The sequence below is a fragment of the Pandoraea sp. SD6-2 genome (assembly GCF_000389825.1).
Lineage (GTDB): Bacteria > Pseudomonadota > Gammaproteobacteria > Burkholderiales > Burkholderiaceae > Pandoraea > Pandoraea communis.
In genome coordinates this window covers 244,118-270,331 of record NZ_KB944454.1, presented here as the reverse complement: position 1 = coordinate 270,331, position 26,214 = coordinate 244,118, and the positions used below count along the sequence as shown (strand labels likewise).

The window sequence follows — 26,214 nt, the reverse complement described above, 5'->3', positions numbered from 1 at the left end:
CGAGAAAATAAAAAGCGCCCCCGGCACCCACAGAGCCGGGAGCGCTGTCACACGAATGACCTCAACCGCGTCAGACGTAGTCCTTGTACTTGTCGAGCATGCGCACGGGCTTCGACAGCGCGTCGCGGCGGAACGGATCGCCCAGCTCGCGGGTACACATGATTTCGATGATCGTCGTCTTGCCGTGATTCATCTGCAGATCGATGGCTTTCTTGAGTGCCGGGCCTACGTCTTCCAGACGATCGACCACGATGCCCTCGGCACCCATCGCCCGCGCGATGTTGGCAAAGCTCGGGCTCTCGAGTTCGCCTGCCACGAAGCGCCGGTTGTAGAAGTCCACCTGATTCTTCTTCTCGGCGCCCCACTGGCGGTTATGGAAGACCACGGCCGTGACGGGAATGTTGTGACGCACGCAGGTGAGCGTTTCCATCAGGCTCATGCCCCACGCCCCATCGCCCGCATACGAGATCGCCGGCCGGTGCGGCGCCGCGACCTTGGCGCCGATGATCGTCGGGAACGCGTAGCCGCAGTTGCCCCAGCTCATGGCCGCGAAGAAGCTGCGCGGCTTGTTGAAGCGCAGATAGCTGTTGGCCACCGAGTTGATGTTGCCGATGTCGGTCGAGACCATGACGTCTTCCGGCATGGCCTTCTCCAACTCGCGCAACACCTGACGCGGATGCAGATACTCACCGCCGTTGAAAGTGCGCTCGCGCTTTTGTTCTTCGATCATGTCGAGGCTGTACGGATCGCGCTCGTGCGTCCATTCGTCGAGTTCCTTCTCCCACGCCGCCTTTTCGGTAGCGATCTGGTCGGCGCGGGCGGCGCGCGTGGCATCGCACACGAGCGTGCGTTCGGCCAGACGCTGCGACAGCGCCACGGCAGCCGCCTTCGCGTCGCCGCAGATACCGACCGAGATCTTCTTCACGAGGCCAAGCATCTTGTGATCGGCATCGATCTGGATGATCTTGGCGTGCTTCGGCCAGTAGTCCAGACCGTGTTGCGGCAGCGTGCCGAACGGTCCGAGACGCGAGCCGAGTGCGACGACCACGTCGGCCTGAGCGAGCAGCTTCATCGCGGCCTTCGAGCCTTGATAGCCGAGCGGGCCGCACCACAGCGGGTGGTTGGCCGGGAACGAGTCGTTGTGCAGATAGCTGTTTACCACCGGTGCACCCAGACGTTCGGCGAGCGCCTTGCACGCCTCGATGGCGTCGGCCATGACCACGCCGCCGCCCGAGATGATGACCGGGAATCTGGCTTGGGCGAGAAGTTCGGCCGCTTCGTTGAGGCGTTCGTCACCGCCTGCGCCACGGTCGAGACGTTGCGGGCGCGGAATCTCGGTCTTGATCTGACCGTAGAAGTAGTCGCGCGGGATGTTGAGCTGCGTCGGGCCCATTTCGGCCATTGCGCGATCGAAGCAACGGCCGGTGAATTCGGCCATGCGGGCCGGGTGCGTCACGTGACCCTGATACTTCGTGAACTCCTGGAACATCGGCAATTGCTTCGCTTCCTGGAAGCCACCGAGACCGATGCCCATCGTGCCGGCCTCCGGCGTGACGATGACGACCGGGCTATGGGCCCAGTAGGCGGCGGCAATGGCCGTCACGCAATTGCTGATGCCGGGGCCGTTCTGGCCGATCACGACACCGTGACGGCCCGACACGCGAGCGTAACCGTCGGCCATGTGACCGGCGCCTTGCTCGTGCACCACCGGGATCAGGCGAATGCCGGCCGGCGCAAAGATGTCCATCGCGTCCATGAAGGCCGAGCCCATGATGCCGAACATCTCGCTCACGCCATTGGCGACCATCGTTTCGACGAAGGCTTCAGACGGCGTCATGGCCTGCGGGCCGTCGCCGGCGGCCGCCGGTTGCTGGGGGGCCGTCGCTGGATATTGGGCATTCATGGGTGTCTCCGGTGAAAAATAAACGGAACAAATAATTCCGATTTCATTGTGTAAGTGGAAATCTAGGTGATCTGTTTGCTATGGTCAATCTGTATTTTTATTATTTGGTACGTTTTGTATTGAAAAATTAAATCGATTGTGACCATGCCATGGGCACTGCGAAGGTGACGAATGCGCGTCAGAACGCGGGGCGGTCTTTACGGAAGGCGTTCTTCACGTCGATCTTGCCGTCGCGCAGGGTGAAGACGTCGACCATGCGCGCCTCGACGCGGCTGCCGTCGGCCTTCGTGCCGCGGAATGTCGATTCGGACACGCCGCGATTCCCGGTGACGAAGTGCACGCCCTCGGTCCACGACGCATCGGGGAAGTTCTCCCACGCGGACGCAAACGCGGCGCGCACGGCGTCGCGTCCTTCGAAGGTGCGGCCCAGCATGTCGGGGCCGGCCACGGCGTGAAACACACAGGTGTCCGTCATGCAGGCCATGAGGGTGTCGATGTCATGGTGATTCCAGGCATCGTTGAAGGTCTTGAGCAACTGGATGTCGGCAGATTCGTTCTGAGTCGTCATTGCGCAGTCCAAAATAAATGGGGTTGTGGACGGATCAACGCGCTTCGTCTTGCGCGTGATACCGCTGATAGAGAAAGCGCTGGCCGATGCGGCGGAACGGCGCGAAGCCTTGCCACTGCACGGCACCGAACACGTTCGGGTATTGCAGCGCCGAGTCGTAGATCGGCAAATCCCACGACGGGTCGCGCTGACCGGCGATGCGTTGGGCGAGGCGGCGTCCTGCGTGTGCGGAGAACGACACGCCGTTGCCACCGTAGCCCACGGCGTAGAAGAGGCTCTGGCGCGGATCGGGTTGAGTGACGCGCGGCATCATGTCGTGGCTCACGTCGACCCAGCCCCACCACGAGTAGTCGATATGAATGCCGCGCAGTGCCGGAAATTTGCGATGCAGTCCTTCGACGAGCACCGCCATGTGTTTCGGATTTTTCGCATCCGCGCCGGTGATCGAGCTACGGCTGCCGATCTGCAAGCGGTTATCCGGCAGCAGACGGTAGTAGTAGCGCAGCGTGCGCGTATCGGTGATGACCTCATGGGTGCGGAAATTCGTCGCCGCGATTTCGTCGGGCGTGAGCACGCGCGTGACGAGCGAGTTCGACAGGATCGGCATGATCTTCGCGCGCAGGGCCTTGGTCACGTCGTTGCGCGTGTAGCCGCCTGTCGCGAAGGCGACGGCCCTGGCGCGCACGACACCGCGCGGTGTGCGCACGTGATGCACGCCGTTGATCGTCTCGACACTCAGCACCGGGGTGGACGGATGCACGCGCGCGCCGAGCGCGCGCGCCATGCGCAAATAGCCGAAAGCGAGCTTGAGCGGGTGTACACCGATGCCGTCGGGTTCATGCAAGGCACCGCAGTTTTCCTGATCGTCGACGTACTGCTCGCTGACCTCGGCACGCGAGAGGATGCGTGTGTCGTAGCCGAACACGTCGCGCATGACCTTGGCTTCGTTGCGCAGGAATTCCATCTTGCGATCGCGGTGGGCGATGTAGAGATGGCCACCCGGTTGCGGGTCGCACTCGGGCACTTCGGCCACGAGCGACTTGAACGTGTTGAAGCCTTCGCGGATTTCGGCGTCCAGCCGCAGCGCGGTGTCTTTGCCCCAGCGCGCAATCCATTGCGAGCGATAGAGTCGTCCGCTCGCGTTCTGCCCCTGCCCGCCGTTGCGGCTGGTGCAGCCCCAGCAGGTGCGGTTTGCTTCGAGCACCATGGCGCGGATGCCGTGTTCGCGCGCGAGGAAAAGCGCGGTGGACAGACCGGTGAAACCGGCCCCGACAATGACCACGTCAACATCGGCATCGCCGGGCAGCGGGCCGTCGTCTCCGGGAGGTTCGCCGGCCGTTGCGACCCAATAGGTTGGTGCGTAGTCCATGCCCAGGCCGGGGCCGGGCGAGACCAACGGATCGTAAAGCGGATCGTATGGTGCAGCTTCGGAGCGACGATCCAGCGCGAAGGATTCAATCGTACCCACGTTAGGCTCCTGACGGAAATGAGCCCATACTGCCAAGAACATTTTCCGGGGATTAGTACCACCGCCGCTTTGTGATGGTGCCAGCGAAAAGCAGCACCGCCGCAGCGTTTTCGCGCCGTTCGGCACGGCTCGCTGGCACCACATTTTTATGGTGGGTGGTGCCAAATGCCCCAAAAAGAAAATGGCCGGCGGCAGAGTGTCTGCCGCCGGCCATTTTCCGGACGCTTTTGTCAGATTTCGAAGCCCGGATCGGGCGAGCGCAGTTTGCGCCAGATCGAACGCACGGTGAAGGCCACGAGCAGCACCGTCAGGCTGGCGATACCCAGCGCGAGCGGTGTGCGCTGGTCCGGAATGAAGGCCATTGCGGTGACAATGGACAACATGCCGGTAATCGCGACCCAGGTGAGGTACGGATACCCCCACATCCGAACTTTGAGCTTGCCCGGCGCATCGCGTTCCAGCCGTTTGCGCAACTTCAGTTGCGAGAAAGCAATCAGCACGTACACGAAGATCGCCACCGTGCCGTAAGAGTTCACGAGGAAGGCAAACACCGTGTCGGGCGAGACGTAGGACATCACCACGGCGACATAACCGAACACCGTACCGACGAGAATCGCACGAACCGGCACGCCTCGCGCGTTGAGCCTGGCAAGCGAGCGTGGCGCATCGCCACGGCGCGTGAGTGCGAAGAGCATGCGCGACGAGGCGTACAGGCCCGAGTTGAGCGCCGACAGCACCGCTGTAAGCACGACCGCATTCATGATGTGCGCGGCCGCCGGGATGCGCATGGCTTCGAGCGCGCTCACATAGGGTGTTGCCATCCCGGCCGAGTTCCAGGGCACGAGCATCACCACCAGCAAGATCGAGCCGATGTAGAAGAACAGCACCCGTCCGATGACGGAATTGGTCGCGCGCGCCACGGCTTGCTGAGGCTCGGCGGCTTCGGCGGCGGCAATCGTTACGATCTCCGCCCCGAAGTAAAAGCCGGTGGCCGCGACGGCGCCGGCCATCACGGGGCCGATGCCGTTGGGCATGAAGCCGCCATGCGAGAGCAGATTGCCGGTACTTGCCACCGCGCCCGGCCACAGACCGGACACGAAGAGTGCACCGAGGAACAGGAACACGACGATGGCCGCGACCTTGATCGACGCAAACCAGAATTCGAACTCGCCATACGACGCTACCGACACCAGATTGGTTAGTGTGAGCACGACAAGCAACGCGAGGCTGATGGCCCACGCGGGAATGCCCGGCAGCCAGAACTGAATCAGGTTGGCGCCCGCCACGGCTTCCACCGCGACCACGATCACCCAGAAATACCAGTACATCCAGCCCGTCAGAAAGCCGGCTAGCTCACCGCCGACCGGTTTGTCGTTCCACGCGAGCCGCGCGTACTCATAGAACGATCCGACGGCGGGCAGCGCGCACGCCATCTCGCCGAGCATGCGCATGACGAGCACCACGAGCGCACCGGTGATGAGGAACGACAGCACTGCCGCCGGGCCAGCGGCGTGCACGACTACGCCGCTGCCGACGAAGAGTCCGGCGCCGATCACGCCACCCAGCGCAATCATGCTCATGTGCCGTTGTTTGAGGCTCGATTGCAGATGCGCGCCGCTGTCACGATTGGCCATGAAGACCTCCCGTGAGATGGCACGCAATCGGCACGGCGTTAGGGGAGAGACGAGGGGAACGGGGAGAAAGAACGAACCGGGGGGGAAGGACTACAGCGACAACAGCAACAAAATGCCGCTCGCGGGCAAGACGCCCGCTCTGCAATGTCTCGACTGCCACACAACCTCCTGAATGCCTTGTTTGACGGCAGGTGCGGCGGGGGAGCCGCCCTGCGTCATTTTTTTTTGACCAACGGACCTGCTGGGCCTGCCTTGTCAGACCTTGCCTTTCCAGGGCACGAGCACACGCTCCAGATAGCGCATGATCAGATCGAAGCCGAAGGCGAAGAAGCCGATCACGATGATCCCCATAATCACGATGTCCGACGCGAGGAACTCCGCCGCGTTGAGCACCATGAAACCGAGCCCGCTCGATGCCGCGACCATTTCGGCGGCGACCAGCGTAGTCCAGCCCACCCCGATGCCGATACGCATGCCGGTGAAGATCTCCGGTAGCGCCGACTTCACGATCACGTGCATGACGATCTGGCGCGGCGAGGCACCCATCGAATACGCCGCGTGAATCTGTTCCATCGAGACCGAGCGCACACCCGCGCGCGCGGCGATGGCGAGCGGGGCGAAGATCGCCAGATAAATCAGGAACACTTTCGAGAACTCGCCGATGCCGAACCAGATGATGACGAGCGGCAAATAGGCCAGCGGGGGCAGAGGACGGTAGAACTCGATGGGTGGATCGAACACGCCGCGCGCCACGCGCGACACCCCCATCAGAATGCCGACCGGGATGGCCGTGACGCACGCCAGTGCGAAGGCCCCGAACACGCGATACAGACTCGCGAGCGTGTGTTGCCACAGCGTCGAGCCTGCGAAGCCCTCGGTCATGACCTGCGTGAATTTCTCGACAATGGCGCGTGGTCCCGGCAGGAACAGCGGCTTGATCATGCCCGACGAGGTAATGGCAACCCACAGCAGCAACAGCACGATCACGGTCACGATGCTGATTGCGAGACTGGGGCCCTGGCCAGGGGCACCGAACGATTCTCCTGCCTTGACGGGGCGTGGCGCGAACATGCGGGCGAACCAGCCGCGCCGACGCGGTGTGCGGGACGTACTGGGCGTACTCGGCGGCATGGCGGGGCGTTGCGCGCCGCTGCCGGGCGCCGCGCTGGCGGATGGTGCGTGGGGAGTGGTGACGGGTTTGGTCATCATGATGGCAACGTCTCCTGCGTCGATCAGGCGGCGACCGCGCTGGTGCCGGACGTCGCCGTCTGGCCTGCACGTTCGTCACCATAAATGATGCTGAGCACGGTCTCTCGCATGGCGATGAAATCGGGGCTCGACTTGATGGCGCGCGCATCGCGGCATTCGAGATAGCGCTGATTGAAGTCGAGTTCGTAGGTGTGCGTGATACGGCCGGGACGCGGTGACATCACGATCAGGCGGCTCGCGAGAAACAGCGCTTCTTCTACGCTATGGGTGATGAAGAAAATCATCTTGCCGGTCTCGCGCCATACGTCGAGCAGCAGTTCCTGAATGGTCTCCCGCGTGAGTGCATCCAGGGCGGCCATCGGCTCGTCCATGAGCAACATCGACGGGTTGCAGGTGAGCGCGCGCGCAATGCCCACCCGCTGCTGCATGCCGCCCGAGAGCTGGTAGATCATGTGGTTGTGAAAATCCTGCAGGCCGACGAGCGCGAGATTGCGTGCCGCTCGGGCGCGCCGTTCCGTCTTGGGGATGCCTTGCAGCTTCAACCCGAATTCGGTGTTCTCCATCACATTGAGCCACGGCAGCAGCGCATGCTTCTGGAACACCACGCCACGGTCGGCGCCGGGGCCTTCGATGGGGGCGTCGCCCAGTAGCAATTCGCCGGAAGTGGGCGCGATGAAGCCGGCCATCAGACTGAGCAGCGTGGTCTTGCCGCAACCCGAGGCGCCCAGCGCCACCACGAAATCGCCGGGGGCGATGCTCAGATCGACGTGAGCGAGCGCCTGCACCTGCTCGCCGGGACGCCGGCCGGGATAGACGACGCTGACGTCGTTGACGATGAGTTGTTCCATGAAGCCCTTCTCCTGTCGATCCAGCGATCGGGGAGGGGCGGTCGCACCGGCGAGATCCGGCGTGGCCGCCCCGGCACGGCTTACTTCAGTTTGAGTGCGGCGTCGACGTAGCGCGACGTGACATAGGGTGCGTAGTCGGTCTTGACGGCGTTGATCTTCTGCTGGCTCTTGAGGAACTCGGCCGTGTCCTTGAGGGCCTTGGCTGCGCGGCTGTCCTTGCCGCCGCCCAGCCAATCGCCGGAGGCCTGTTGCTGCGCCGACGGATAGGCGTAGAGCGAGAGCGCGCCGGGGACGTCTTCCGGCTTGCCGCCGATCGTTTTCACAATCGCTTTGACCTGCGGCGAACCGGCGGACCATGCGGCCTGATTCTGGCGATACGCGGCGTCTGCGTCGGCAATCACTTTGACGAATTTCGCCATGAAGTCGGCGTTGGCCTCGCCCCATTTGCGGTCGACGGCGATACCGTCAAACGTCGGTTTGCCCTGCTTCGACAGTTCGCCGGACGTGATCAGCACATGGCCGCTTTGCTTGATTTGCGCGAGCGCCGGGTCCCACACATAGGCCGCATCGATGTCGCCGCGCTCCCATGCCGCCACGATCTGGTTCGGCTGCATGTTGAGCACCGTCACCTCGTTCGGCTTGATGTTCCACTGTTGCAGCGCAAACATCGTGTGGTAGTGCGTGGTCGAGACGAAAGGCACGCCGATCTTCTTGCCCTTCAGGTCGCCGGGCGTCTTGATGTTCGATGCGTTGCGCACCACCATCGCTTCGGCCTGGTTGATGTCGTCGAGAATCCAGAACAGTTGCAAGTCCAGCCCTTGCGAGACGGCCGCCGCCATGGGGCTGGAGCCGAGCACGCCGATCTTGATGTCACCCGAAGCCAGGGCCGTGGCGACCTTGGCGCCGGATTCGAACTGACGCCAGTGAATCTTGTAACCGGTGGCTTTCTCGAACTCGCCGCCGGCAATCGCGACCAGCCAAGGATCGACGATCTGCTGGTACGCAATCGTCACCTCTTTTTCCTGAGCCTGTGCCGTGGCCGGCAGCGTCAGTCCGAGCGTGAGGGCGGCGGGTAGCGCGGCGGCGGCCAGCGCGGTGGTAGCGAACACCCGTCGCAGCCGGTTCGGAAGTCCATTCATGGTTCACCTCTGATCGGGAAGTTATCGGTGGAACACTCGGTTGACGCAACGGTGGTGACGAATCGGCGTCAAGTGACTGCATCATTGCTGTCCGTATTTTTGTTCGTTAGAGCCAGTTGGCCGCATTTGATGATGCCAACTGGTCCAGATGGCGAGAGATCGGCTCGTAAGCCGCATGGATGCTGGAATTCGACCGGATTCAGCGCGACTGCGGATAAACCCCAATTCGGAATTAACGTCACCTTCTCATGAGTAATAATTGACGTTCTGGAAGTGACACGAAGAGAGGGCGCGATGTCGAGCCGGATTTCTGCGGCGATGTGGAACCAGTTGTTTCTGATGTCGGCGCGCGCTGGCATGGGGCTGCAGAGCCAGATTCGCCAGATGCTGGTGTCGGCGATTCTGGACGAGCGGCTGATGCGCGGTGCTGCCGTGCCGTCGTCGCGCGAGTTGGCCGAAGGGCTTGGCGTGGCGCGCAACACCGTGGTGCTGGCCTATCAGCAACTGGTCGACGAGGGATATCTGATCGCCCGCGAGCGGCGCGGATACTTTGTCAACGGCGACATCCTCGCACCGCGCGTCGGGTCGCAGAGCGCGCCCGCGCAGGCCGCACCGGCGCCGGCGGCTGGCACCATCGCGCCACTGGCCCCGTCGACCCCCGACTGGGAAGGCCGCTATGTGGTGCGTCCGTCGGGGCAGCGCAACATCGTGAAGCCCATCGACTGGCAGCAGTACCAGTACCCGTTCATCTACGGACAGTTCGATCCGACGATGTTCCCGACGGCCGACTGGCGCGAGTGCTGTCATAAGGCACTCACCGTCATGGAGATTCGTGACTGGGCACCGGACATGATCGCCCGCGACGACGAGACGCTCATTCAGCAGATTCGCACTCGCGTGCTGCCACGACGTGGCGTGTGGGCCGACGCCGACGAGATCGTACTCACCAACGGCGCGCAACAGGCGCTCTATCTGCTGGCGGATTTGCTCGTCGGGGCGCGCACGACGGTGGGGATCGAAGATCCCGGCTATCCGGATGCGCGCAACATCTTCGCGATACGAACGCCAAAGCTGGTCGGCCTGCCTGTCAACGAATATGGGGTGCCCGTCGACGACCGGCTGTCGCAATGCGACTACGTGTACGTCACGCCCTCGCATCAGTGCCCGACGACCACCACGATGCCGCTCGCCCATCGCGAAGCGTTGCTGCGTCGCGCGGAAGCCGAGGACTTCGTGCTCATCGAAGACGATTACGAGAGCGAGAACAGCTATTCGGACATCCCGATCCCGGCGCTCAAGAGCCTGGATCGCAGCGACCGGGTGATCTATATCGGAAGTTTGTCCAAATCGTTTGCGCCCGGCTTACGGCTGGGATACATCGTCGCGCCTGCGGCGTTGGTGGCCGAGTTGCGTGCGCTGCGGCGTCTGATGATTCGACATCCTTCGGCGTTCATTCAGCGCTCGTTCTCGATGTTCCTCGCGCTGGGCCACCACGACGCGTTGCTGCGCCGGCTGGCGGACACCTACGCCCATCGCGCCGAAGTGCTGAGCGCGGCGCTCGCCACGCATATGCCGGAGGTGTCGTTCGTGCAGGTGAAGGGCGGGGCGTCTTGCTGGGTGCGGGGGCCGCAGACGCTGAACGCGAATGTGCTGGCGGCGCGGGCGAAGTCGCGCGGCATTCTGATCGAGCCGGGCGACGTGTTCTTCATGGGCGATGCGCCGCCACGCAACATGTTCCGGCTCGGCTTCTCCTCGATACGGCTCGAGCATATCGAGGCGGGCGTCATTGCGCTGGCCGAGGTGTTGCGCGAGACGTTGGCGGCGGGCTAAAAGCAGAGCCCGCCGCAGGTTCCGTCAGGGCGTTCCGTTGCGGCCATAGCGACGAAAGCCTTCGTTGGACGACAGCCGTTCGTAATAGGCCGCGACCGCGTCGAGCGGGGGATGCCCGATGGGCGTGGCGAACCAGCGATGCACGGCCAGACCGATGGGGATGTCAGCGAGCGTGAACCGGTCGCCGCAGACGAACGCCTGTGTGGACTGCAATTGCTGATCGAGCACTCGCATGAGTTCGCTCCATCGCGCCACGCCAGCGGCAATCATGCCGTCGTCGTCGTAGCCGGGGGCCTGGCGAACGAGCGCCTTGAACGGGTACACCCATGCCGGGTTCAGGTCCGAGGCTTGCCAGTCGATCCACTGATCGACCCGCGCGCGCTCACGCGGCGCAATCGGGTAAAGATCGGCGCGTTCGCGCGTGGCGGCGAGGTAACGCAGGATGCTGTTGGATTCCCACAGGACGAAGCCGTCGTCGTCGATCACCGGCACCATCTTGTTCGGATTGAAGGCGACGAACGCCGGGGTGTCGAGCTTGCGCGATGCATCGCCGTCTCCCCAGGGTTCATTGACGAAAGGCTCATCGAGTTCGTGGCTAAGCCACAACACCTTGCGCACGTTGATGGATGTCGGTCTGCCGAGAATGCTGAGCATGTTGAGCTTAGGTCGTTGGAGGGAGCGACGCTATTCTAGGCGCGGCGGCAAGGCGATAACAGATACAGATTCGCGACTTGCCGGGCAGAGCAGACGGCGCGATGGCGGTGAGGGGCCATCGCTTACGAAGGCGGCTTCACCGGTCAGGTGGCCTTTGGAAAGGCTTCCCGCCAACGATATGGCATGACGCCGGGAGACGCACGGTTGGACGAGCCTCCGCGCCGATGTATCCCGGATTGCCGGCCGATACCCCTGTCGTCCTTGTTCGTCTTGAAACGTGCAACTAAAAAAGTGTTTCAAACGTTGGTATGAATCAATGGCGAATGCGATGAATTCCTTGTTGAATTCGCGCGCCTATCCATATGGTTCGTATGACGAATCGTCAGAAAGCAAAAAACACCATCTTCCGCTTATAATCCGCAAAATCGGACAGGTAATACGGACCGGGCGGGACGTTGATCCCGGCCGTATTCACACCGTGCATGGAGAATCACGCGGGGCGATTTTTCGATGACATACCGAAAGCGCTATATCAAACCGTTCCCGCATCGAATCACAAGGTATTTGCTTCTCGAAGTTTGTCCATAAACCGCTTTCAGGCGAGGAGATCACTGATGAAGTGCCCCCCTGTAATGCCGATGGAAACCGAACGACTGGCAGCGTTGGCCGAATACGGGCTGGGCAGTGACCGGCCGCTGCCGAGTCTTGATACCGTGGTACGAATCGCAGCCCACATGTTCGACGTGCCGGTTGCTGCGGTCAACATGGTCGGGGACGATCACGTATTCTTCGCCGCCGCTACCGGTTTCGCCAGCGGTGATGTGGATATGAGCCGCGATGCGTCGTTCTGCGCCCACGCGATCCTGCAGGATCGCGTGATGGTCGTGCCTGACGCGGCTTGCGATGAGCGCTTTCACGATAACCCGCTCGTCACGGGCGACAGCCAGGTGCGCTTCTATGCCGGCGTGCCCCTCCTGTCCGCAGGAGGACATGCGCTCGGCGCGCTGTGCGTGATCGACAACAAGCCAAACCACAACTTCTCCGACGTTGACCGCGAACGCCTGCTCGAACTGGCGAAGATGGCATCGGACCGCCTGGAGCTGCGTCGCGTCGAGCTGTTCGTCGAGCGCGACCGGCGAACGTTCGCAGAACCTGAGCGTCGTTCGCCGACCGCGATGATTCGCTTCGACGAGTTCGGCAAGATCCTCGACTGGAATCTCGCGGCCGCCATGCTCTATGGGTACGAAGTCGCCGAGGGGCCGGGCAGGGAGATGGAGACGCTCGTCCCTGAGCGCGGCCGGTCTGCGCTACGCGATCAGATCGCGCAAGCTGTGTCGATCGGCTCCGTCGACGGCGTGACCATGCCGTCCGAGGTGTATGGGCAACGCAGAGACGGTACGGAATTTCTGTTGAGCCTCTCGCTGTTTTGCTGGCGCGAAAACGGCGCATTGACGTTCAGCGCACATGCGCACGATCTGAGCGGGCTGAACATCGAAAAGGACACGCTGAAACGGCTTGCCAATACCGATCCGCTCACGGGCGTGGCGAATCGCGCACGCTTTTACCGGAACGCAGAAGTCGCTTCGGTCAATTTGACGGGCGGTGCCGTCGTGATCCTCGATCTCGACGGCTTCAAGGATGTCAACGACACGCTTGGGCACGTCGTCGGCGATGGCATTCTTTGCGAAGTCGCCCGACGCCTCGGAGCACTCGCGGGGCCTGGCGATACGATCGCCCGCATTGGAGCCGACGAATTTGCGTTGCTGCTGCCGGGCGTGACGAATACTGTGGACGCTCGCCGCCTCGCCGACATCGCAGCGGCAGCCATCGCCGAGCCGATGGTCATTGATGGCTTCGATGTGCGCGTGACCGCATGCGCCGGCATCGCGGTCACGCCGCAGCATGCCCAGGAAGCGCTGAGCCTCATCAGCGACGCCGATCTCGCACTGTCGCAGGCCAAGCATCACGGGCCAGGTCAGGCGTTCGCATTTGTCGATGCATTGCGCATGGAGGCGGTGACGCGCCGTGTGTACAACATCGAGCTGCATCGCGCCGTCAGCGACGGGGAGTTCGTGATGTTCTACCAGCCGCAGGTGGATTTCACGGATGGCTCGCTGACGGGCGCAGAGGCGTTGATTCGCTGGCGGCATCCGCAACGCGGACTGTTGTCTCCGGCGGCATTTCTGCCCGCGCTCGAACGTGGGCCGCTGGCGGCGACCGTGGGCGCCTGGGTACTTGATGAGTCCTGCGGCCAAGCGGCGTTCTGGCGTCGCAACGGCGCACCGGCGTTTCGCATCGGCGTCAACCTGTTCGGCCTGCAGTTCCGTATCGGCAGCATTGTGGACGAGGTGATCGCGGTGCTTGAACGGCACGGCTTGCCGCCCGAGGCGCTTGAGCTTGAAGTGACCGAAAGCATCGTGCTCGACGACGACGTTGTTCTCGACGCGCTACAACGGTTGCGCGACCACGGCGTCGGGATCGCGTTCGACGATTTTGGCACCGGCTATGCATCGATCAGCCTGCTCAGGCGGTATCCGCTGAGCCGCATCAAGATCGACCGTTCGTTTGTGCAGGGAATGATGGAGTCGGCACGCGACGCGTCTGTCGTGCGCGCGCTGGTGGACATGACGCGCAGCTTCGATTTGCGATCGGTTGCCGAGGGCGTCGAGACATTGCAGCAGCGCGATAACCTGCGTCAGCTCGGGTGCGACGAAGGGCAAGGCTATCTCTTTGGTGTGCCGATGCCCGCGCATGAGTTCGGCGAGACGTTCGATATCGGGCAGAGCGAGCGTTGGCGCGGCTGGCAACTGCATCGCGCGTAGTGCGAGTGATGTTCGCCGTGATCCGGATAAACACGACCTCGTCGCTTCGGGCCACGCCAAGGTAAGACGCGCCGTAGCGGACGTTCGCAGCCTCACGTCCCGTCATGGTCCGGCAGCGCCTGACCATCGGTGTCAGCGATCACGTAACCGGGCGTCATCGCAAGACCGATGTCCGCGATGCCAGTCAGGGCTTCGCATCCGCTGCTTTGCCGTTTTGCGCCACGGCGAAGCGGCTTTGTACGGCAACGAGTTGGTCATCGGTAGTGGCGACCAGCCACAAACGCGCCTGTTCCGCGATATGGCGGTTGTGATCCTTCAGCGGGCCCATTGCGGCAGCCGCCTTCCAGACCACAGGACCGATTCGGCTTTTTCTGCCCGAGGGTGTGCCCACGAGCAGGGAGTGCGGGCCGAGCGGAAGCGATACGAGGGGAAGTGCCGGGCTAGGGAGGGCGCGCCAATCGATGAAGGGCGCATCGCCAATGAGCAATGGTGCGGGCAAGCCGTAGAGCACACTGAAATCGTACAGCGCCAGTTGCGCGCGCATGCCCACATAGACGCGCCGGATATCGTCCACAACCGCCGCGCGGATTTCATCCTCGAACATCGGCTCTTGTGCGTAGCGGGCAAGGGCCTCGCGGGCGGCTCCCTGATAAGCGCTGAACAGTCCTAGTTCCAGGCAATCGGCAACAGCCCGCTGAACCTCGGCGACCGATCCCGCTTCCTCCGGCTTGCCCAACTGCGCGGCTTTCAGAAAACGGGCAAGCCCCGCTTCCTGAATCGCGGGGCCATCCACGGACGGATCGTCGACAGCGTTCTCGCCCAGCGGCACGTATACATAATCTTCCGCCGCAAAGTGCGACTTCTTGCCTTCGTCGAACTTGATTTCGCCATCGACGCAGTCCAGATAGCGAGTGCCGATTCGGCCATGCTCCCAAACCCAGTTTTTCAGGAACGGACGTAGCGGATGCAGCGTGTCGTGAGTAGCCATGCAAATCTCCAAGGTGCCCGGTATCGTGTCGACCGGTCACTTGTTCGGGTGGGGGCGTGGCGACGAAACCCGCCGGCAGCTCAGACGGCCGGTTTGCGCCACACGCTCGCGAGCCAGGGCTGCTGCTCCCGCGGCAAGCCGTCGGGGCGGTAATAGTGTTCGAGTTCGACGAAGCCGGCAGTCGTCATATATCGACGCCACGACGCCAGATCATGGAATGTGCCGTAGCGGCCGTGATGCCAGCCTTCCTGATTTGTGCCGCGCGGGTTGGAACTGAATAGCACCCCGCCTGGCTTGAGCGCTGCATGCAATTGCTGCAGCACGCGCGGCAGATCCTGACTCGGGATATGAAATAGAACGGCGTTGGCGAAAATGCCGTCAAAGCGTGCGCCCGGTAAATCGAGGTGCAGAAAGTCCTGCTGCCAGACCTCGCAACCGGTGTCGTCGCGCGCCATCGCAACGAAGCGTTCGGCGCCATCGAGACCGATTGCGTGATGCCCCAGTGCTGTGAATGCCTTGAGATCTCTGCCGGGGCCACACCCAAAATCGAGGATCGTGAAAGGCGGCGCTACGTCGATATGACGCAACAGCGCCGCAATGTTCTGCGTGACGTCGTGATCGCGCGTGCCTTCCCGGAAGTCGTCGGCATTGGCATTGTAGTGCTGCAACGTCCCGGTACTGATTTGCTCGAGATCGTGAGGGGTGAGATTCATGGGGACACCCTAATCTTGCTGGGCTTGACTGGATAGGTGGATGGACGCCGAACTTAGCCGTCAGTATGCCACCGAAGGCTCCCTCGAATCGTTCGGCGCCGCTAACGCCTGCGTCGCGCCGGATCGTGATGGCTAGCAGGGAAATCCGTCGGTAAACGCGCCGCGCAGATAATCGACGAAAAGTTTGACGGCGCGTGGCACATGGGAGGCATAGGGGCGCACCACGTAGATTCGCTCGGCGAATGCGCCGACCGGACGCCATTCGGGCAACAGCACGACCAGTTTGCCGGCGCGAACGGCGGCCTGTGCCGTGAAATCGGGCAGCAGTGCGATTCCCAGATCGTCCAGCGCGGCATCGCGCAGTGCTTCGCTGTTGTTCGCCGCCACCGGGCCACTGATATTTACCGTGACAGGGCTCGCGGCCGATTTGCGGTTCGTATTCGGTTCAAACGACCAGGTGTTCGCCGATTGCGCTCGCGGATAGGAGAGACAATCGTGCGCCGTCAGATCCCAGGGCGAAGCGGGCGTGCCGCGACGCTTCAGATACGCGCGCGTGGCGACGATGAGCGAACGCGTGTCGCATAGCTTCCAGGCCACATGCGTCTCGGGCGCGTTCGTGCTGTGCCGGATGGCGAGATCGAAGCCCTCCGTGGCGATCGAACTCAGTCTGTCCGACAGGTCGAGCTGCACGCGAACCTCGGGGTGCGCGCGCAGGAATTGCGACAGTCTCGGAATCACTTGCTGCCGCCCGAGCGCCACCGGTATCGTGACGCGAATCAATCCTCTCGCCACGCCGGCCTGATCCCTCACGTTCGAAAAGCTGGTCGCGATGTGTTCGTACTGACCTCGCGTGTCGTCGACGAGTTGTTGTCCCGCCTCCGTAAAACGAACACTGCGCGTGGTGCGCTGCACAAGCGACACCCCTGCCGCGCGCTCCAGTTCCGCAATGCGCTGACTCATCGCCGCTTTGCTCACGCCCAGACGGGCTGCGGCGGCGGTGAAGCTGCCCTGTTCGGCGAGCACCGTCAGCCAGTGAAGGTGCGTCCAGAGGCCTTCAATTTTTTCCGGATCCATCGATCGATTGTTCGTCAATGTAAACAATGAATTCAATGATACCGCCTATGCGTCGCCCCCGGCGATTCATACACTGCTGGCATCGTTCATCCATTCATGAGGAGTCGAAATGCAAGCGTTCAACGATACCGCCGACGTGGTTCATTACATCCAGGGCCAACGCGTGAAGGGGAACAGCGAGCGGACTCAGCCGGTTTTCAACCCGGCGACGGGTGCCAGCGCGCGTCGATTGGTGCTGGGGGAGACGTCTGACGTCGATGCGGCCGTGGCCAGCGCCAAGGCGGCGTTCCCGGCATGGAGCGACACACCGCCCATTCGCCGTGCACGCGTCATGCTGAAGTTCCTCGAATTGATGAACAAGCATCGCGACGAACTCGCCGCGATCATCACCGCCGAGCACGGCAAGGTGTTTTCGGACGCGCAGGGCGAAGTCTCCCGCGGTATCGACGTGATCGAATTCGCCTGTGGCATTCCGCAGTTGCTCAAGGGCGACTACACCGAGCAGGTGTCGACCGGTATCGATAACTGGACGACGCGTCAGGCGCTTGGCGTTGTTGCCGGCATTACGCCCTTCAACTTCCCGTGCATGGTCCCGTGCTGGATGTTCCCGGTGGCCATCGCCGCGGGCAACGCCTTCGTCCTGAAGCCGAGCGAGCGCGATCCGTCGGCGTCGCTGTTCATGGCCGATCTGCTCAAGCAAGCGGGCCTGCCGGACGGCATTTTCAACGTGGTGCAGGGCGACAAGGTGGTTGTCGACGCGTTGCTCACGCATCCGGACGTCAAGGCGGTCAGCTTCGTCGGCTCGACCCCGATTGCGAACTACATCTACGAGACCGGCGCGAAGCACGGCAAGCGCGTGCAGGCACTGGGCGGCGCGAAGAACCACATGGTCGTGATGCCCGACGCGGATCTCGATCAGGCCATCGACGCGCTGGTCGGCGCGGGCTACGGTTCGGCGGGCGAGCGCTGCATGGCCATTTCGGTGGCGGTGCTGGTCGGCGACGTTGCCGACAAGATCATGGATCGTCTGGCCGAGCGCGCCCGCACGCTGGTCATCAAGAACGGTATGGAGCCGGACGCCGAGATGGGGCCGATCGTGACCCGGCAATCGCTTGAGCGTATCGAGAGCTATATTGCCCTGGGGGTGGAAGAGGGCGCCAAGCTGGTGGTCGACGGCCGCGGGCTGAAAGTGCCGGGCCATGAAGCGGGCTTCTTCACCGGCGGCACGTTGTTCGATCATGTCACACCGGAAATGCGCATCTACAAAGAAGAGATCTTCGGCCCGGTGCTCGCATGCGTGCGCGTGAAGGACTTCACCGAAGCGGTCGATCTGATCAACGCACACGAGTTCGGCAACGGTGTGGCGTGCTATACCCGAGACGGCCACGTCGCGCGTGAGTTCGGCCGCCGTATCGAAGTGGGTATGGTCGGCATCAATGTGCCGATTCCCGTGCCGATGGCATGGCATGGCTTCGGTGGCTGGAAGCGCAGCTTGTTCGGCGACATGCATGCCTACGGCGAAGAAGGCGTGCGCTTCTACACCAAGCAAAAGTCGATCATGCAGCGCTGGCCGGAGAGCACGGAAAAGGGCGCCGAGTTTGCGATGCCGACGGCAAAGTAAATCGTAGGGACAGCGTCGGATTGCCGTTCCTGGGCGGTGCAACGGGTTATCCGGTTGCACCGCTTTGTTCGTGGCATGTCGCGGTGGGCGTGCGGGAATGCGTGGCAGGCTTCACAGAAGCACGCACTGCCCCGTAAAGCGAGTACCACTCCAGGTGATGTTGAGCGGGCGTGCCGGGTCTTTGCAGATGAGCGTTTGCAATGTACCGAACCGGTCGGCGTGCAGCGACAACTGTTCTCCCGGCGATAGCCCGTAGAAGCCCGAATAGTTCTTTTCGCATCGCGCCGAGTCGTCAGCCGCATTGTTGGCGGTCACGCACCACGCGACATTGATGGCATAGCCGCAGGTATTTTTGACGCCTGTCTCGACTTCGTACCAGCCGACATAACCCTTGGCTCCCCGTGGGATTCGCACTTGTTCGACGCACCCTGTGATGGGGTCGGTCGTCTTGCGTCCTGCACTCGCGGCATTGCCGCCAGCGCTTGCGCCGTAGTTGCCCGACGGCGTGACCGGCAGTGGCATGGCCGACGGCGGCGCGGCCGTCCCCGAGGTGGCTTGCAGCGCCGCAGCGGCAGCCTGGTATTGTGCGGCGTTGCGTCCGCCGCCGCTTGCAACACCTTGCGCCGCTGCCCCCAACAAGCCCGCGACGAAGGACAGGACGCCGGGGCCGTCGTCGGATGACGTGGTGGCGTTTGTGCGCACCCCGTTGGCGTAGGTGGCGACGAGCGTGCCGTCGGCGCGGGTGTCGGTGCCGTCGTAGATCCTGCCTTTGACGAACTGACCCGCACGCACGGAACCATCGGACGCAAAGGTAATGACGCCGGGGCCGTCGAACGTGTTGTTGAGCCACTGACCGCGGTAGGTGTTGCCGTTAGGTTCGCGTTGGTAGCCCTGACCGCTCAAGGCGCCGTCGACAACGTCGCCTTCATACCGCTTCCCATTAGCCCATACGTAGGTGCCTTTCCCGGTGCGTTTGCCCGCGACGAAATCGCCCTCGTAGGTATCGCCGTTGGCCCAGAAGAGTTTTCCCTTGCCGGTGCGCTCGTCGTTGACGAAGGGGCCTTCGTAGCGATTGCCGCTCGCCCATGTGTAGGTGCCGGCGCCGGTTCGTTTGCCTTTGCTCAGTTCCCCTTCCAGACGCTGGTCGAACACGCCGTCCTTGAACCACTCCTGCACGCCCGGCCCATCGGCGTATCCATTCTTGCAGGGGCCGCTCCACGTCGAGGTCCAGGTGATGCCGGTGTTGCTCGGATCGTTCGACCACACTTTGCAGTCTTTGTTGGTGACCGTGACCCAGCCCTCGGCATGCGCCGAGGCGCTGCCCAGCAGGCCATATACGCCCGCCATACCGAGCGCGAGCATCGCGCCGCGCCGGATGTTTCGCCCATGCGCCATGACTTTCTCCCCGATCCTTCATGTCCGACTGTTTGCCCGGGACGATATCGAATGATCGCGCTGCCCCGCATCCTCCATTTGGGGGATGGGGTGTTTTCGTCACAAACGGACGATCGCCCGCGAAATACTATTTTTTTCTCTTTGACACTTTATTTTCGTTTACATAGTTTACTGAAACATAAGTTCCAAAAATGCCATGCTCTTGAAACGCGCGATGCAAACGGCGCGGTCGGTGGCAGCATGCTGGAAACCGCAACTTTGCGCCCGCCGGCAACGGACGGGCGATTGGAAAACACCATGAACGGCACGCTTCAAGACCGGATTCTGCAACTGCAAGACGATTTCACGCCCAGCGAGAAACGTCTGGCGGATGTGACCCTGGCCCACTTGCCGCAGTTGGCCTCGTATTCCGCCACCGAGCTGGCCGAGATGGCCGAGGTGTCGAAGGCATCGGCGGCACGCTTTTTCAAGCGTCTTGGCTATGAGACGTTCAACGATCTGCGCACCCGCATGCGCGACGACGCCGATCACGGCTCGCCCCTCTTCGCCCTGGCGGGCATTGCGGCACCGCAGGCCGAGGGCGACGCCCCGGAAGGCGCGCTTGGCGCGCATCTGGCGACCGATCTGCAGAATCTGGCACACACCTTCGAGCGTATTGACGCAGCCGATCTCGAGCGAGCTGTGGAAATCGGCGCACGCGCGCGGCGTGTCTTCATCGCGGGGTTCCGCAACGGCCGGGTGCTCGCGCAATACATGTGGGCATTGCTCACTCAGGTGCGCGACGGCGTGTTGCTTGTGCCGGGCGCGGGTCTGAACCTGGCGGAAGACCTGGCCGACATGGGCGCCGGCGACATGCTCGTCGTGATGGACTTCCGCCGCCGCGTGACGCTGCTGCGTCCGATGGTCGAGCACGCCAACCGCGTGGGCGCGCACGTCGTGATTCTGACCGATCCGACCGCGACCGAACTGCCGGCGCGCAGCGACGTCGTGCTGCGCTGTGTGAATCGCACGACCGGCATGTTCGATTCGTATGTCGCCGTCATGAGCCTGATCAACCACTTTTGCACGCGTCTGGGCATCGCCCTGGGCGACGCGGCGCGCGAGCGCCTCGCTCACATCGAGCGTCTGCACGACGACTACGGCGACTTGCGCCGTTAGCCGGTAGTTCACCGACAGATCCATCCAGAGAAACGAGGAGATTGTATGACCCACCCCCTTCCCAATCTGCGCCTGCAGCGCTTCGTGAACCCGGCCATCGAGCCCGGCGCACGCTATGGCGAAGCGCGCCGCGCGATTCTGGGCGGCGACGCGTTTGCCACGGCATCGCGTGAAATCACGCGCTGGCCCGGCTACGCCGAGACGCCGCTCGTGGCGCTCGACGGGTTGGCACGTACCGCTGGCGTTGCACAGATCCGATACAAGGACGAGGCCGGCCGGTTCGGTCTGGGAAGCTTCAAGGCGCTGGGGGGCGCATACGCCGTGAGCCGCCTGCTGATCCGCGAGATCGAGGCGCGCACCGGGGAGACGGGCATCACCGTGGCAGACCTGTTGTCGGGACGCTTTGCCGACCTGACCCGCACGCTGTGCGTCACTTGCGCCACCGATGGCAATCACGGCCGCTCGGTGGCCTGGGGGGCACAACGCTTCGGTTGCCAGTGCGTGATCTATGTTCACGCGACGGTCAGTCAAGGACGTGTCGACGCCATTGCGCACTACGGTGCCGAGGTTGTGCGCACGGCGGGCAACTATGACGATGCCGTGCGTCAGGCGGCGGAAGATGCGGCGCGTCTGGGCCGCTTCGTGGTGTCCGATACGTCGTACCCCGGCTACATGGACGTGCCCAAGGACGTGATGCAGGGCTACGCCGTGATGGCCGACGAAGCGTTGCGTCAGTTTCGCGACGAAACGGGACAACTGCCGACGCACGTCTTCCTGCAAGGGGGCGTGGGCGGCTTGGCGGCTGCCGTGCTGGCGCATTTCTGGGAAACGCTCGAGGCTCGTGGCGAATCGCGTCCGCGCTTTATCGTGGTCGAGCCGGACAAGGCGGCGTGCCTCTTCGAGAGCGCACGCGCCGGCAAGCCGGTGGCCGTCCATGGCGATCTCGATACCGTGATGGCCGGGCTGGCGTGCGGCGAAGTATCGTTGCTCGCCTGGGAAATTCTGCGCCCCGGTGCGCACGCCTTTCTGACCATCGATGACGAGTCGGCATTGGAGACCATGCGTATCCTCGCGCAAGGCCGCTTCGGCGACGCGCCGATGGTGGCGGGCGAGTCTGCCGTGGCGGGTCTCGCGGGTTGTCTTGGCGCCGCCGCCGACGCGCAGTCGCGGGCCGAACTCGGTCTCGACGCCTCAAGCCGCGTGCTGGTCTTCGGCAGCGAAGGCGCGACCGACCCGGTGCTGTTCGAGACAATCGTCGGCAAATCCGCCGAAGCCGTGACAGCGGCCGCCGTCAAACAAGCCGCCTGACTACCGGAGCCGGAACGCACCATGAGCATGCTTTTCCCTGCCACTTCCCCGGACGGCGCAATGTCGGATCTGCGCATCGATTTGCCGCGCCTGCTTGCCCGCATCGCTGCGCTGGCGGAAGTCGGCGCGATCGATGGCGGCGGTTGCAGCCGTCTGGCGCTCACCGACGACGATGGCGAGGGCCGCAAGCGCGTCGTCGGCTGGATGCGCGACCTAGGGCTGACGGTGAGTGTGGACGCCATCGGCAACGTCGTGGGCGTACGTGCCGGTCGTGAAGACGGCCCGCCGGTGATGACGGGCTCGCACATCGATACCGTACGCACGGGCGGTCGTTACGACGGCAACCTGGGCGTGCTTGCCGGACTGGAGGTCATTGCCGCACTCAACGACGCGGGCATAGTCACGCGCCGTCCGCTCGCAGTGGGCTTCTTTACGAACGAGGAAGGCGCGCGCTTCTCGCCCGACATGATGGGCAGCCTGGTTTATGTGGGGGGCATGCCGTTGGACGACGCGCTCGGCACCGTGGGAATCGATGGCACCACCGTGAGCGAGAACCTCACCCGCATCGGCTTCGCCGGCCAGCGTCCGGTCGGCAAACCCGATGTGCACGCGTTCGTCGAATTGCACGTCGAACAAGGGCCGGTGCTGGAGCACGAGGGCATCACGATTGGCGCCGTGACGGGAGTGCAGGGCATTCACTGGACCGAATTCACGGTCGAGGGGGTGTCGAACCACGCGGGTACCACGCCGATGCGCATGCGTCACGATGCCGGCTACGCGGCCTGCACCATTGCCAGCTTCGCTCGCGAAGTGGCGCGTGAGTTGGGCGGCGCACAGTTGGCGACTGTGGGACATGTGTCCGTCTCGCCGAACCTCATCAACGTGATTCCGAACCGCGCGGTCTTCACCGTCGACCTGCGCAATACCGATGCCGAGGTGCTCGCCGAAGCCGTGCGTCGCGTCTTTGCGAAGGCCGACGCGGTGGCCGAGGCCGAGGGCGTACGCATCACGCATCGCTCGCTGGCGGACTTCGCGCCGGTGCAGTTCGACGAGCGCATCGTCGCGCGTGTCGAATCGCTGGCGCGGGCGCGGGGGCATTCGGTGCGGCGCATGCCGAGTGGCGCGGGCCACGACGCGCAGATGCTTGCCCGCGTCTGTCCGGCGGGCATGATTTTCGTGCCGAGCGTAAAGGGCCTCTCGCACAACGTGGCCGAATTCACCCACGACACCGATATCGGCGCCGGGGCCAATCTGCTGCTCGCGATCATGACCGAGCTTGCAGCGTAGTACATGCAATTGTCTGGCTGTCCCCCTGAAGGAGGCGCCCGGAATGCCGGCCGCTCAGGGGTTCGAGATTCATCAAGGAGATAACGAAATGTCCCGTATCGTCAACGTCGCCGCCGCGCAGCTCGGACCGATCCAGCGCGCAGATTCCCGAGCCGACGTGATGGAGCGTCTGCTCGCTCATCTGCACAACGCGCATGCGATGGGCTGCCACCTCGTGGTCTTCCCCGAGCTGGCGCTCACGACGTTCTTCCCGCGCTGGTACATGGAAGACCCGGTCGAGATCGACGCATTCTACGAGCGCGAGATGCCCGGCCCGCAGACGCAGGTGCTGTTCGACACGGCCAAACGTCTGGGTATCGGCTTCTACCTCGGGTATGCCGAGATTACGCTCGACGACGCCGGTCGTGCGCGGCGCTTCAACACGTCGATTCTGGTGGGTGCCGACGGCAACATCATCGGCAAGTACCGCAAGGTGCATCTGCCGGGCCACGCCGAGAACGAGCCGTGGCGCGCGTTCCAGCATCTGGAAAAGCACTACTTCGAGCCGGGCGACTCGTTCGACGTCTGGCGCGGCTTCGGCGGCGTGATGGGCATGGCGCTGTGCAACGACCGTCGCTGGTCGGAGACCTACCGCGTGATGGGGTTGCAGGGGGTCGAGATGATCCTGCTCGGCTACAACACGCCCGTGCACAATCCGCCGGCGCCGGAGCACGACGACCTGTCGATGTTCCACAATCAGTTGGTGATGCAGGCCGGAGCGTACCAGAACGGTACGTGGGTGGTCGGCGTCGCAAAGGCGGGCAAGGAAGAGGGCTGCGAGATGATCGGCGGGAGCTGCATCATCGCCCCGTCGGGGGAAGTGGTGGCGGCGTGCTCGACCAAGGGCGACGAACTCGCCATCGCACGTTGCGATCTCGACCTGTGTAATTCGTACAAGAGCACTACGTTCAATTTCGCAAAGCACCGCCGTCCGGAGGCGTATCGCATGATCGTCGAGCGGCGCGGAGCCGTAGCGCCGGAGGCTTGATGCCGCCGGCATGCAGGGCGTGAGACGCGAAAGCGTCTGACGAGGGGGCGCGCGGCAGGCAACGCGACGCCTCCAGATTTTCCAAACCCCCATAACAGGCATGCAGGCCGCGAGGCCCGCAGGGGAACGTGTTGCCCGAAGCTTATGCCGAAGTCTTCGTGTGCATCACGCCTGGCCAACAGTTCGTCACGATTATTTTCGCGCTGGAGCCTATGATGAAAAACGCACCGTCCCCTGTATCCCTAGCGGGCAGCTCGCCCGAGCAACGCATGCATGCCGACCCTCGCGTCCTGAGCGACGCCGACGACAATACGCTGTATCGCCGCGTGGCATGGCGGCTGGTCCCGTTCCTGATGCTTTGCTACGTGGCCGCGTTCCTCGATCGCGTGAACGTCGGTTTCGCGAAGCTGCAGATGCTCGACGATCTGGGCTTTTCCGAGACCGTGTACGGCCTGGGTGCAGGCATCTTCTTCATTGGTTACTTCCTTTTCGAAGTGCCCAGCAACGTGCTGATGCATCGCATCGGCGCCCGGAAGACACTGGCGCGCATCATGGTTCTGTGGGGCGTGATCTCTGCCGCCATGGCCTTCACGCAAACGCCGACCCAGTTCTACGTGCTGCGCTTCCTGCTCGGTGCAGCCGAAGCCGGCTTCTATCCGGGCATCATCCTGTATCTGACGTACTGGTTCCCGTCGGCGCGTCGCGGCCAGATCATCGCCATCTTCATGACGGCCGTGCCTTTCGCCGGCATTCTCGGCGGCCCGCTCTCGGGCTGGATCATGCAGACGTTCCACATGGGGCATGGCATGGCCGGCTGGCAATGGATGTTCGTCATCGAAGCCGTGCCGTCGCTGGTGCTGGGTGTCGCGGTGCTGGCCTACCTCGACGACCGTATCACCGACGCTAGCTGGCTCAACGACGCGGAGAAGGCACGTCTCGCCCACAATGTCGCCGCGGAAACGCGCGAGAAGGTCGAGCACGTTTCGCTGTGGAAGCTGCTGCAGGATCGACGCGTGCTGCACATGGCGCTGATTTGCTATTGCACGGTGTCGAGCCTTTCGGGCCTTGCGTTCTGGATTCCCTCTGTCATCAAGTCGACTGGTGTGAAGTCGCTGCTGGAGATCGGCTTGCTGACCGCCGTGCCCAACGCCTGTGCGGTGGTGTCGATGGTGCTGGTGTGCCGTCATTCCGACAAGACGCGCGAGCGCCGCTGGCACATGGTGATTCCGTTCGTCGTTGGGGGCGCGGGTCTGATCCTGTCGACGTTGTTCGGTCATAACCCGCCGGTCGCCGTTGCGATGCTCTCGGTGGCTGCCGCCGGCTGCATGGTCTGCTCGCCGCTCTTCTGGAGTTTGCCGACGGCCTTCCTCGAAGGGCGCAGTGCCGCTGCGGGCATCGCGGGCATCAACGCCTTCGCCGGTTTGGCCGCGTTCGTCAGCCCGTATGCGATCGGCTGGATCAAGGACACCACCGGATCGACCGACTGGGGCATGTACTTCCTCGCGAGCTTCGCGTTCATCGGTGCCTTCCTGGTGCTGCGAGTGCCGGCGCGGCTCGTCAATCGCTAA

20 protein-coding genes are annotated in these 26,214 nt (G+C 63.3%); 8 read left to right on the top strand and 12 right to left on the bottom strand.

The window, feature by feature from the left end:
• Nucleotides 1–70 precede the first annotated feature (70 nt).
• From xsc to tauA, 7 genes are all read right to left on the bottom strand, one after another.
• Nucleotides 71–1,903: a sulfoacetaldehyde acetyltransferase gene (xsc, locus tag C266_RS17620; protein WP_010805014.1), complete on the bottom strand. Its 1,833-nt coding sequence runs from the start codon at nucleotides 1,901–1,903 to the stop codon at nucleotides 71–73.
• Nucleotides 1,904–2,081: 178 nt separating this feature from the next.
• Nucleotides 2,082–2,471 carry a nuclear transport factor 2 family protein gene (locus tag C266_RS17615; RefSeq protein WP_010805015.1) on the bottom strand — a complete coding sequence of 130 codons (390 nt, stop codon included), beginning with the start codon at nucleotides 2,469–2,471 and terminating at the stop codon, nucleotides 2,082–2,084.
• A gap of 34 nt (nucleotides 2,472–2,505) precedes the next feature.
• A complete protein-coding gene (locus C266_RS17610) occupies nucleotides 2,506–3,939 on the bottom strand; it encodes an FAD-binding oxidoreductase (protein ID WP_010805016.1) in 1,434 nt (477 codons plus the stop codon).
• Nucleotides 3,940–4,169: 230 nt separating this feature from the next.
• Entirely contained in the window at nucleotides 4,170–5,573 is a 1,404-nt protein-coding gene (locus C266_RS17605; RefSeq protein ID WP_010805017.1) for an amino acid permease, read from the bottom strand.
• A gap of 255 nt (nucleotides 5,574–5,828) precedes the next feature.
• Nucleotides 5,829–6,644, bottom strand: coding sequence for an ABC transporter permease subunit (locus C266_RS17600; protein WP_036663680.1), 816 nt, complete (start codon nucleotides 6,642–6,644; stop codon nucleotides 5,829–5,831).
• Nucleotides 6,645–6,805: 161 nt separating this feature from the next.
• A complete protein-coding gene (locus tag C266_RS17595) occupies nucleotides 6,806–7,630 on the bottom strand; it encodes a taurine ABC transporter ATP-binding protein (RefSeq protein WP_010805019.1) in 825 nt (274 codons plus the stop codon).
• An 80-nt stretch (nucleotides 7,631–7,710) separates the two neighbouring features.
• On the bottom strand, nucleotides 7,711–8,769 hold the full coding sequence (gene tauA, locus C266_RS17590; protein ID WP_010805020.1) for a taurine ABC transporter substrate-binding protein: 1,059 nt from the start codon (nucleotides 8,767–8,769) through the stop codon (nucleotides 7,711–7,713).
• Nucleotides 8,770–9,063: 294 nt separating this feature from the next.
• On the opposite strand from tauA, the gene C266_RS17585 reads away from it, so the two are divergent.
• The gene (locus tag C266_RS17585; protein ID WP_010805021.1) at nucleotides 9,064–10,599 is read left to right on the top strand and encodes a PLP-dependent aminotransferase family protein; all 1,536 of its coding nucleotides are present in this window, start codon (nucleotides 9,064–9,066) and stop codon (nucleotides 10,597–10,599) included.
• Nucleotides 10,600–10,623: 24 nt separating this feature from the next.
• Here the strand turns inward: C266_RS17585 and C266_RS17580 are convergent, their stop codons facing one another.
• Nucleotides 10,624–11,253, bottom strand: a complete 630-nt coding sequence (locus tag C266_RS17580) for a glutathione S-transferase family protein (RefSeq protein ID WP_010805022.1) — start codon at nucleotides 11,251–11,253, stop codon at nucleotides 10,624–10,626.
• Between the two features lie 614 nt (nucleotides 11,254–11,867).
• Here C266_RS17580 and C266_RS17575 point away from each other — a divergent pair.
• Complete coding sequence (locus tag C266_RS17575) at nucleotides 11,868–14,075, top strand: bifunctional diguanylate cyclase/phosphodiesterase (RefSeq protein WP_036663432.1); 2,208 nt, start codon at nucleotides 11,868–11,870, stop codon at nucleotides 14,073–14,075.
• 184 nt (nucleotides 14,076–14,259) lie between these two features.
• Here C266_RS17575 and C266_RS17570 read toward each other — a convergent pair whose 3' ends face one another.
• The 3 genes from C266_RS17570 to C266_RS17560 all read right to left on the bottom strand — a co-directional run bounded on the left by C266_RS17570 (nucleotide 14,260) and on the right by C266_RS17560 (nucleotide 16,850).
• Nucleotides 14,260–15,063, bottom strand: a complete 804-nt coding sequence (locus tag C266_RS17570) for a hypothetical protein (protein ID WP_010805024.1) — start codon at nucleotides 15,061–15,063, stop codon at nucleotides 14,260–14,262.
• An 80-nt stretch (nucleotides 15,064–15,143) separates the two neighbouring features.
• Nucleotides 15,144–15,776, bottom strand: a complete 633-nt coding sequence (locus C266_RS17565) for a bifunctional 2-polyprenyl-6-hydroxyphenol methylase/3-demethylubiquinol 3-O-methyltransferase UbiG (RefSeq protein WP_010805025.1) — start codon at nucleotides 15,774–15,776, stop codon at nucleotides 15,144–15,146.
• Nucleotides 15,777–15,908: 132 nt separating this feature from the next.
• Complete coding sequence (locus C266_RS17560; protein WP_010805026.1) at nucleotides 15,909–16,850, bottom strand: LysR family transcriptional regulator; 942 nt, start codon at nucleotides 16,848–16,850, stop codon at nucleotides 15,909–15,911.
• 109 nt (nucleotides 16,851–16,959) lie between these two features.
• On the opposite strand from C266_RS17560, the gene C266_RS17555 reads away from it, so the two are divergent.
• Nucleotides 16,960–18,471, top strand: a complete 1,512-nt coding sequence (locus tag C266_RS17555) for a CoA-acylating methylmalonate-semialdehyde dehydrogenase (RefSeq protein WP_010805027.1) — start codon at nucleotides 16,960–16,962, stop codon at nucleotides 18,469–18,471.
• Nucleotides 18,472–18,582: 111 nt separating this feature from the next.
• Here C266_RS17555 and C266_RS26340 read toward each other — a convergent pair whose 3' ends face one another.
• Nucleotides 18,583–19,866, bottom strand: a complete 1,284-nt coding sequence (locus C266_RS26340) for an MORN repeat-containing protein (RefSeq protein WP_010805028.1) — start codon at nucleotides 19,864–19,866, stop codon at nucleotides 18,583–18,585.
• A 297-nt stretch (nucleotides 19,867–20,163) separates the two neighbouring features.
• Between C266_RS26340 and C266_RS17545 the strand changes: the two genes are divergently transcribed.
• The 5 genes from C266_RS17545 to C266_RS17525 all read left to right on the top strand — a co-directional run bounded on the left by C266_RS17545 (nucleotide 20,164) and on the right by C266_RS17525 (nucleotide 26,214).
• Nucleotides 20,164–21,024, top strand: coding sequence for a MurR/RpiR family transcriptional regulator (locus C266_RS17545; protein WP_010805029.1), 861 nt, complete (start codon nucleotides 20,164–20,166; stop codon nucleotides 21,022–21,024).
• A gap of 45 nt (nucleotides 21,025–21,069) precedes the next feature.
• Complete coding sequence (locus C266_RS17540) at nucleotides 21,070–22,332, top strand: diaminopropionate ammonia-lyase (RefSeq protein ID WP_010805030.1); 1,263 nt, start codon at nucleotides 21,070–21,072, stop codon at nucleotides 22,330–22,332.
• Between the two features lie 21 nt (nucleotides 22,333–22,353).
• Nucleotides 22,354–23,619 carry a M20 family metallo-hydrolase gene (locus tag C266_RS17535; protein ID WP_010805031.1) on the top strand — a complete coding sequence of 422 codons (1,266 nt, stop codon included), beginning with the start codon at nucleotides 22,354–22,356 and terminating at the stop codon, nucleotides 23,617–23,619.
• An 88-nt stretch (nucleotides 23,620–23,707) separates the two neighbouring features.
• Nucleotides 23,708–24,646: an N-carbamoyl-D-amino-acid hydrolase gene (locus tag C266_RS17530; RefSeq protein ID WP_036663669.1), complete on the top strand. Its 939-nt coding sequence runs from the start codon at nucleotides 23,708–23,710 to the stop codon at nucleotides 24,644–24,646.
• A 269-nt stretch (nucleotides 24,647–24,915) separates the two neighbouring features.
• Nucleotides 24,916–26,214, top strand: coding sequence for an MFS transporter (locus C266_RS17525; protein ID WP_036663667.1), 1,299 nt, complete (start codon nucleotides 24,916–24,918; stop codon nucleotides 26,212–26,214).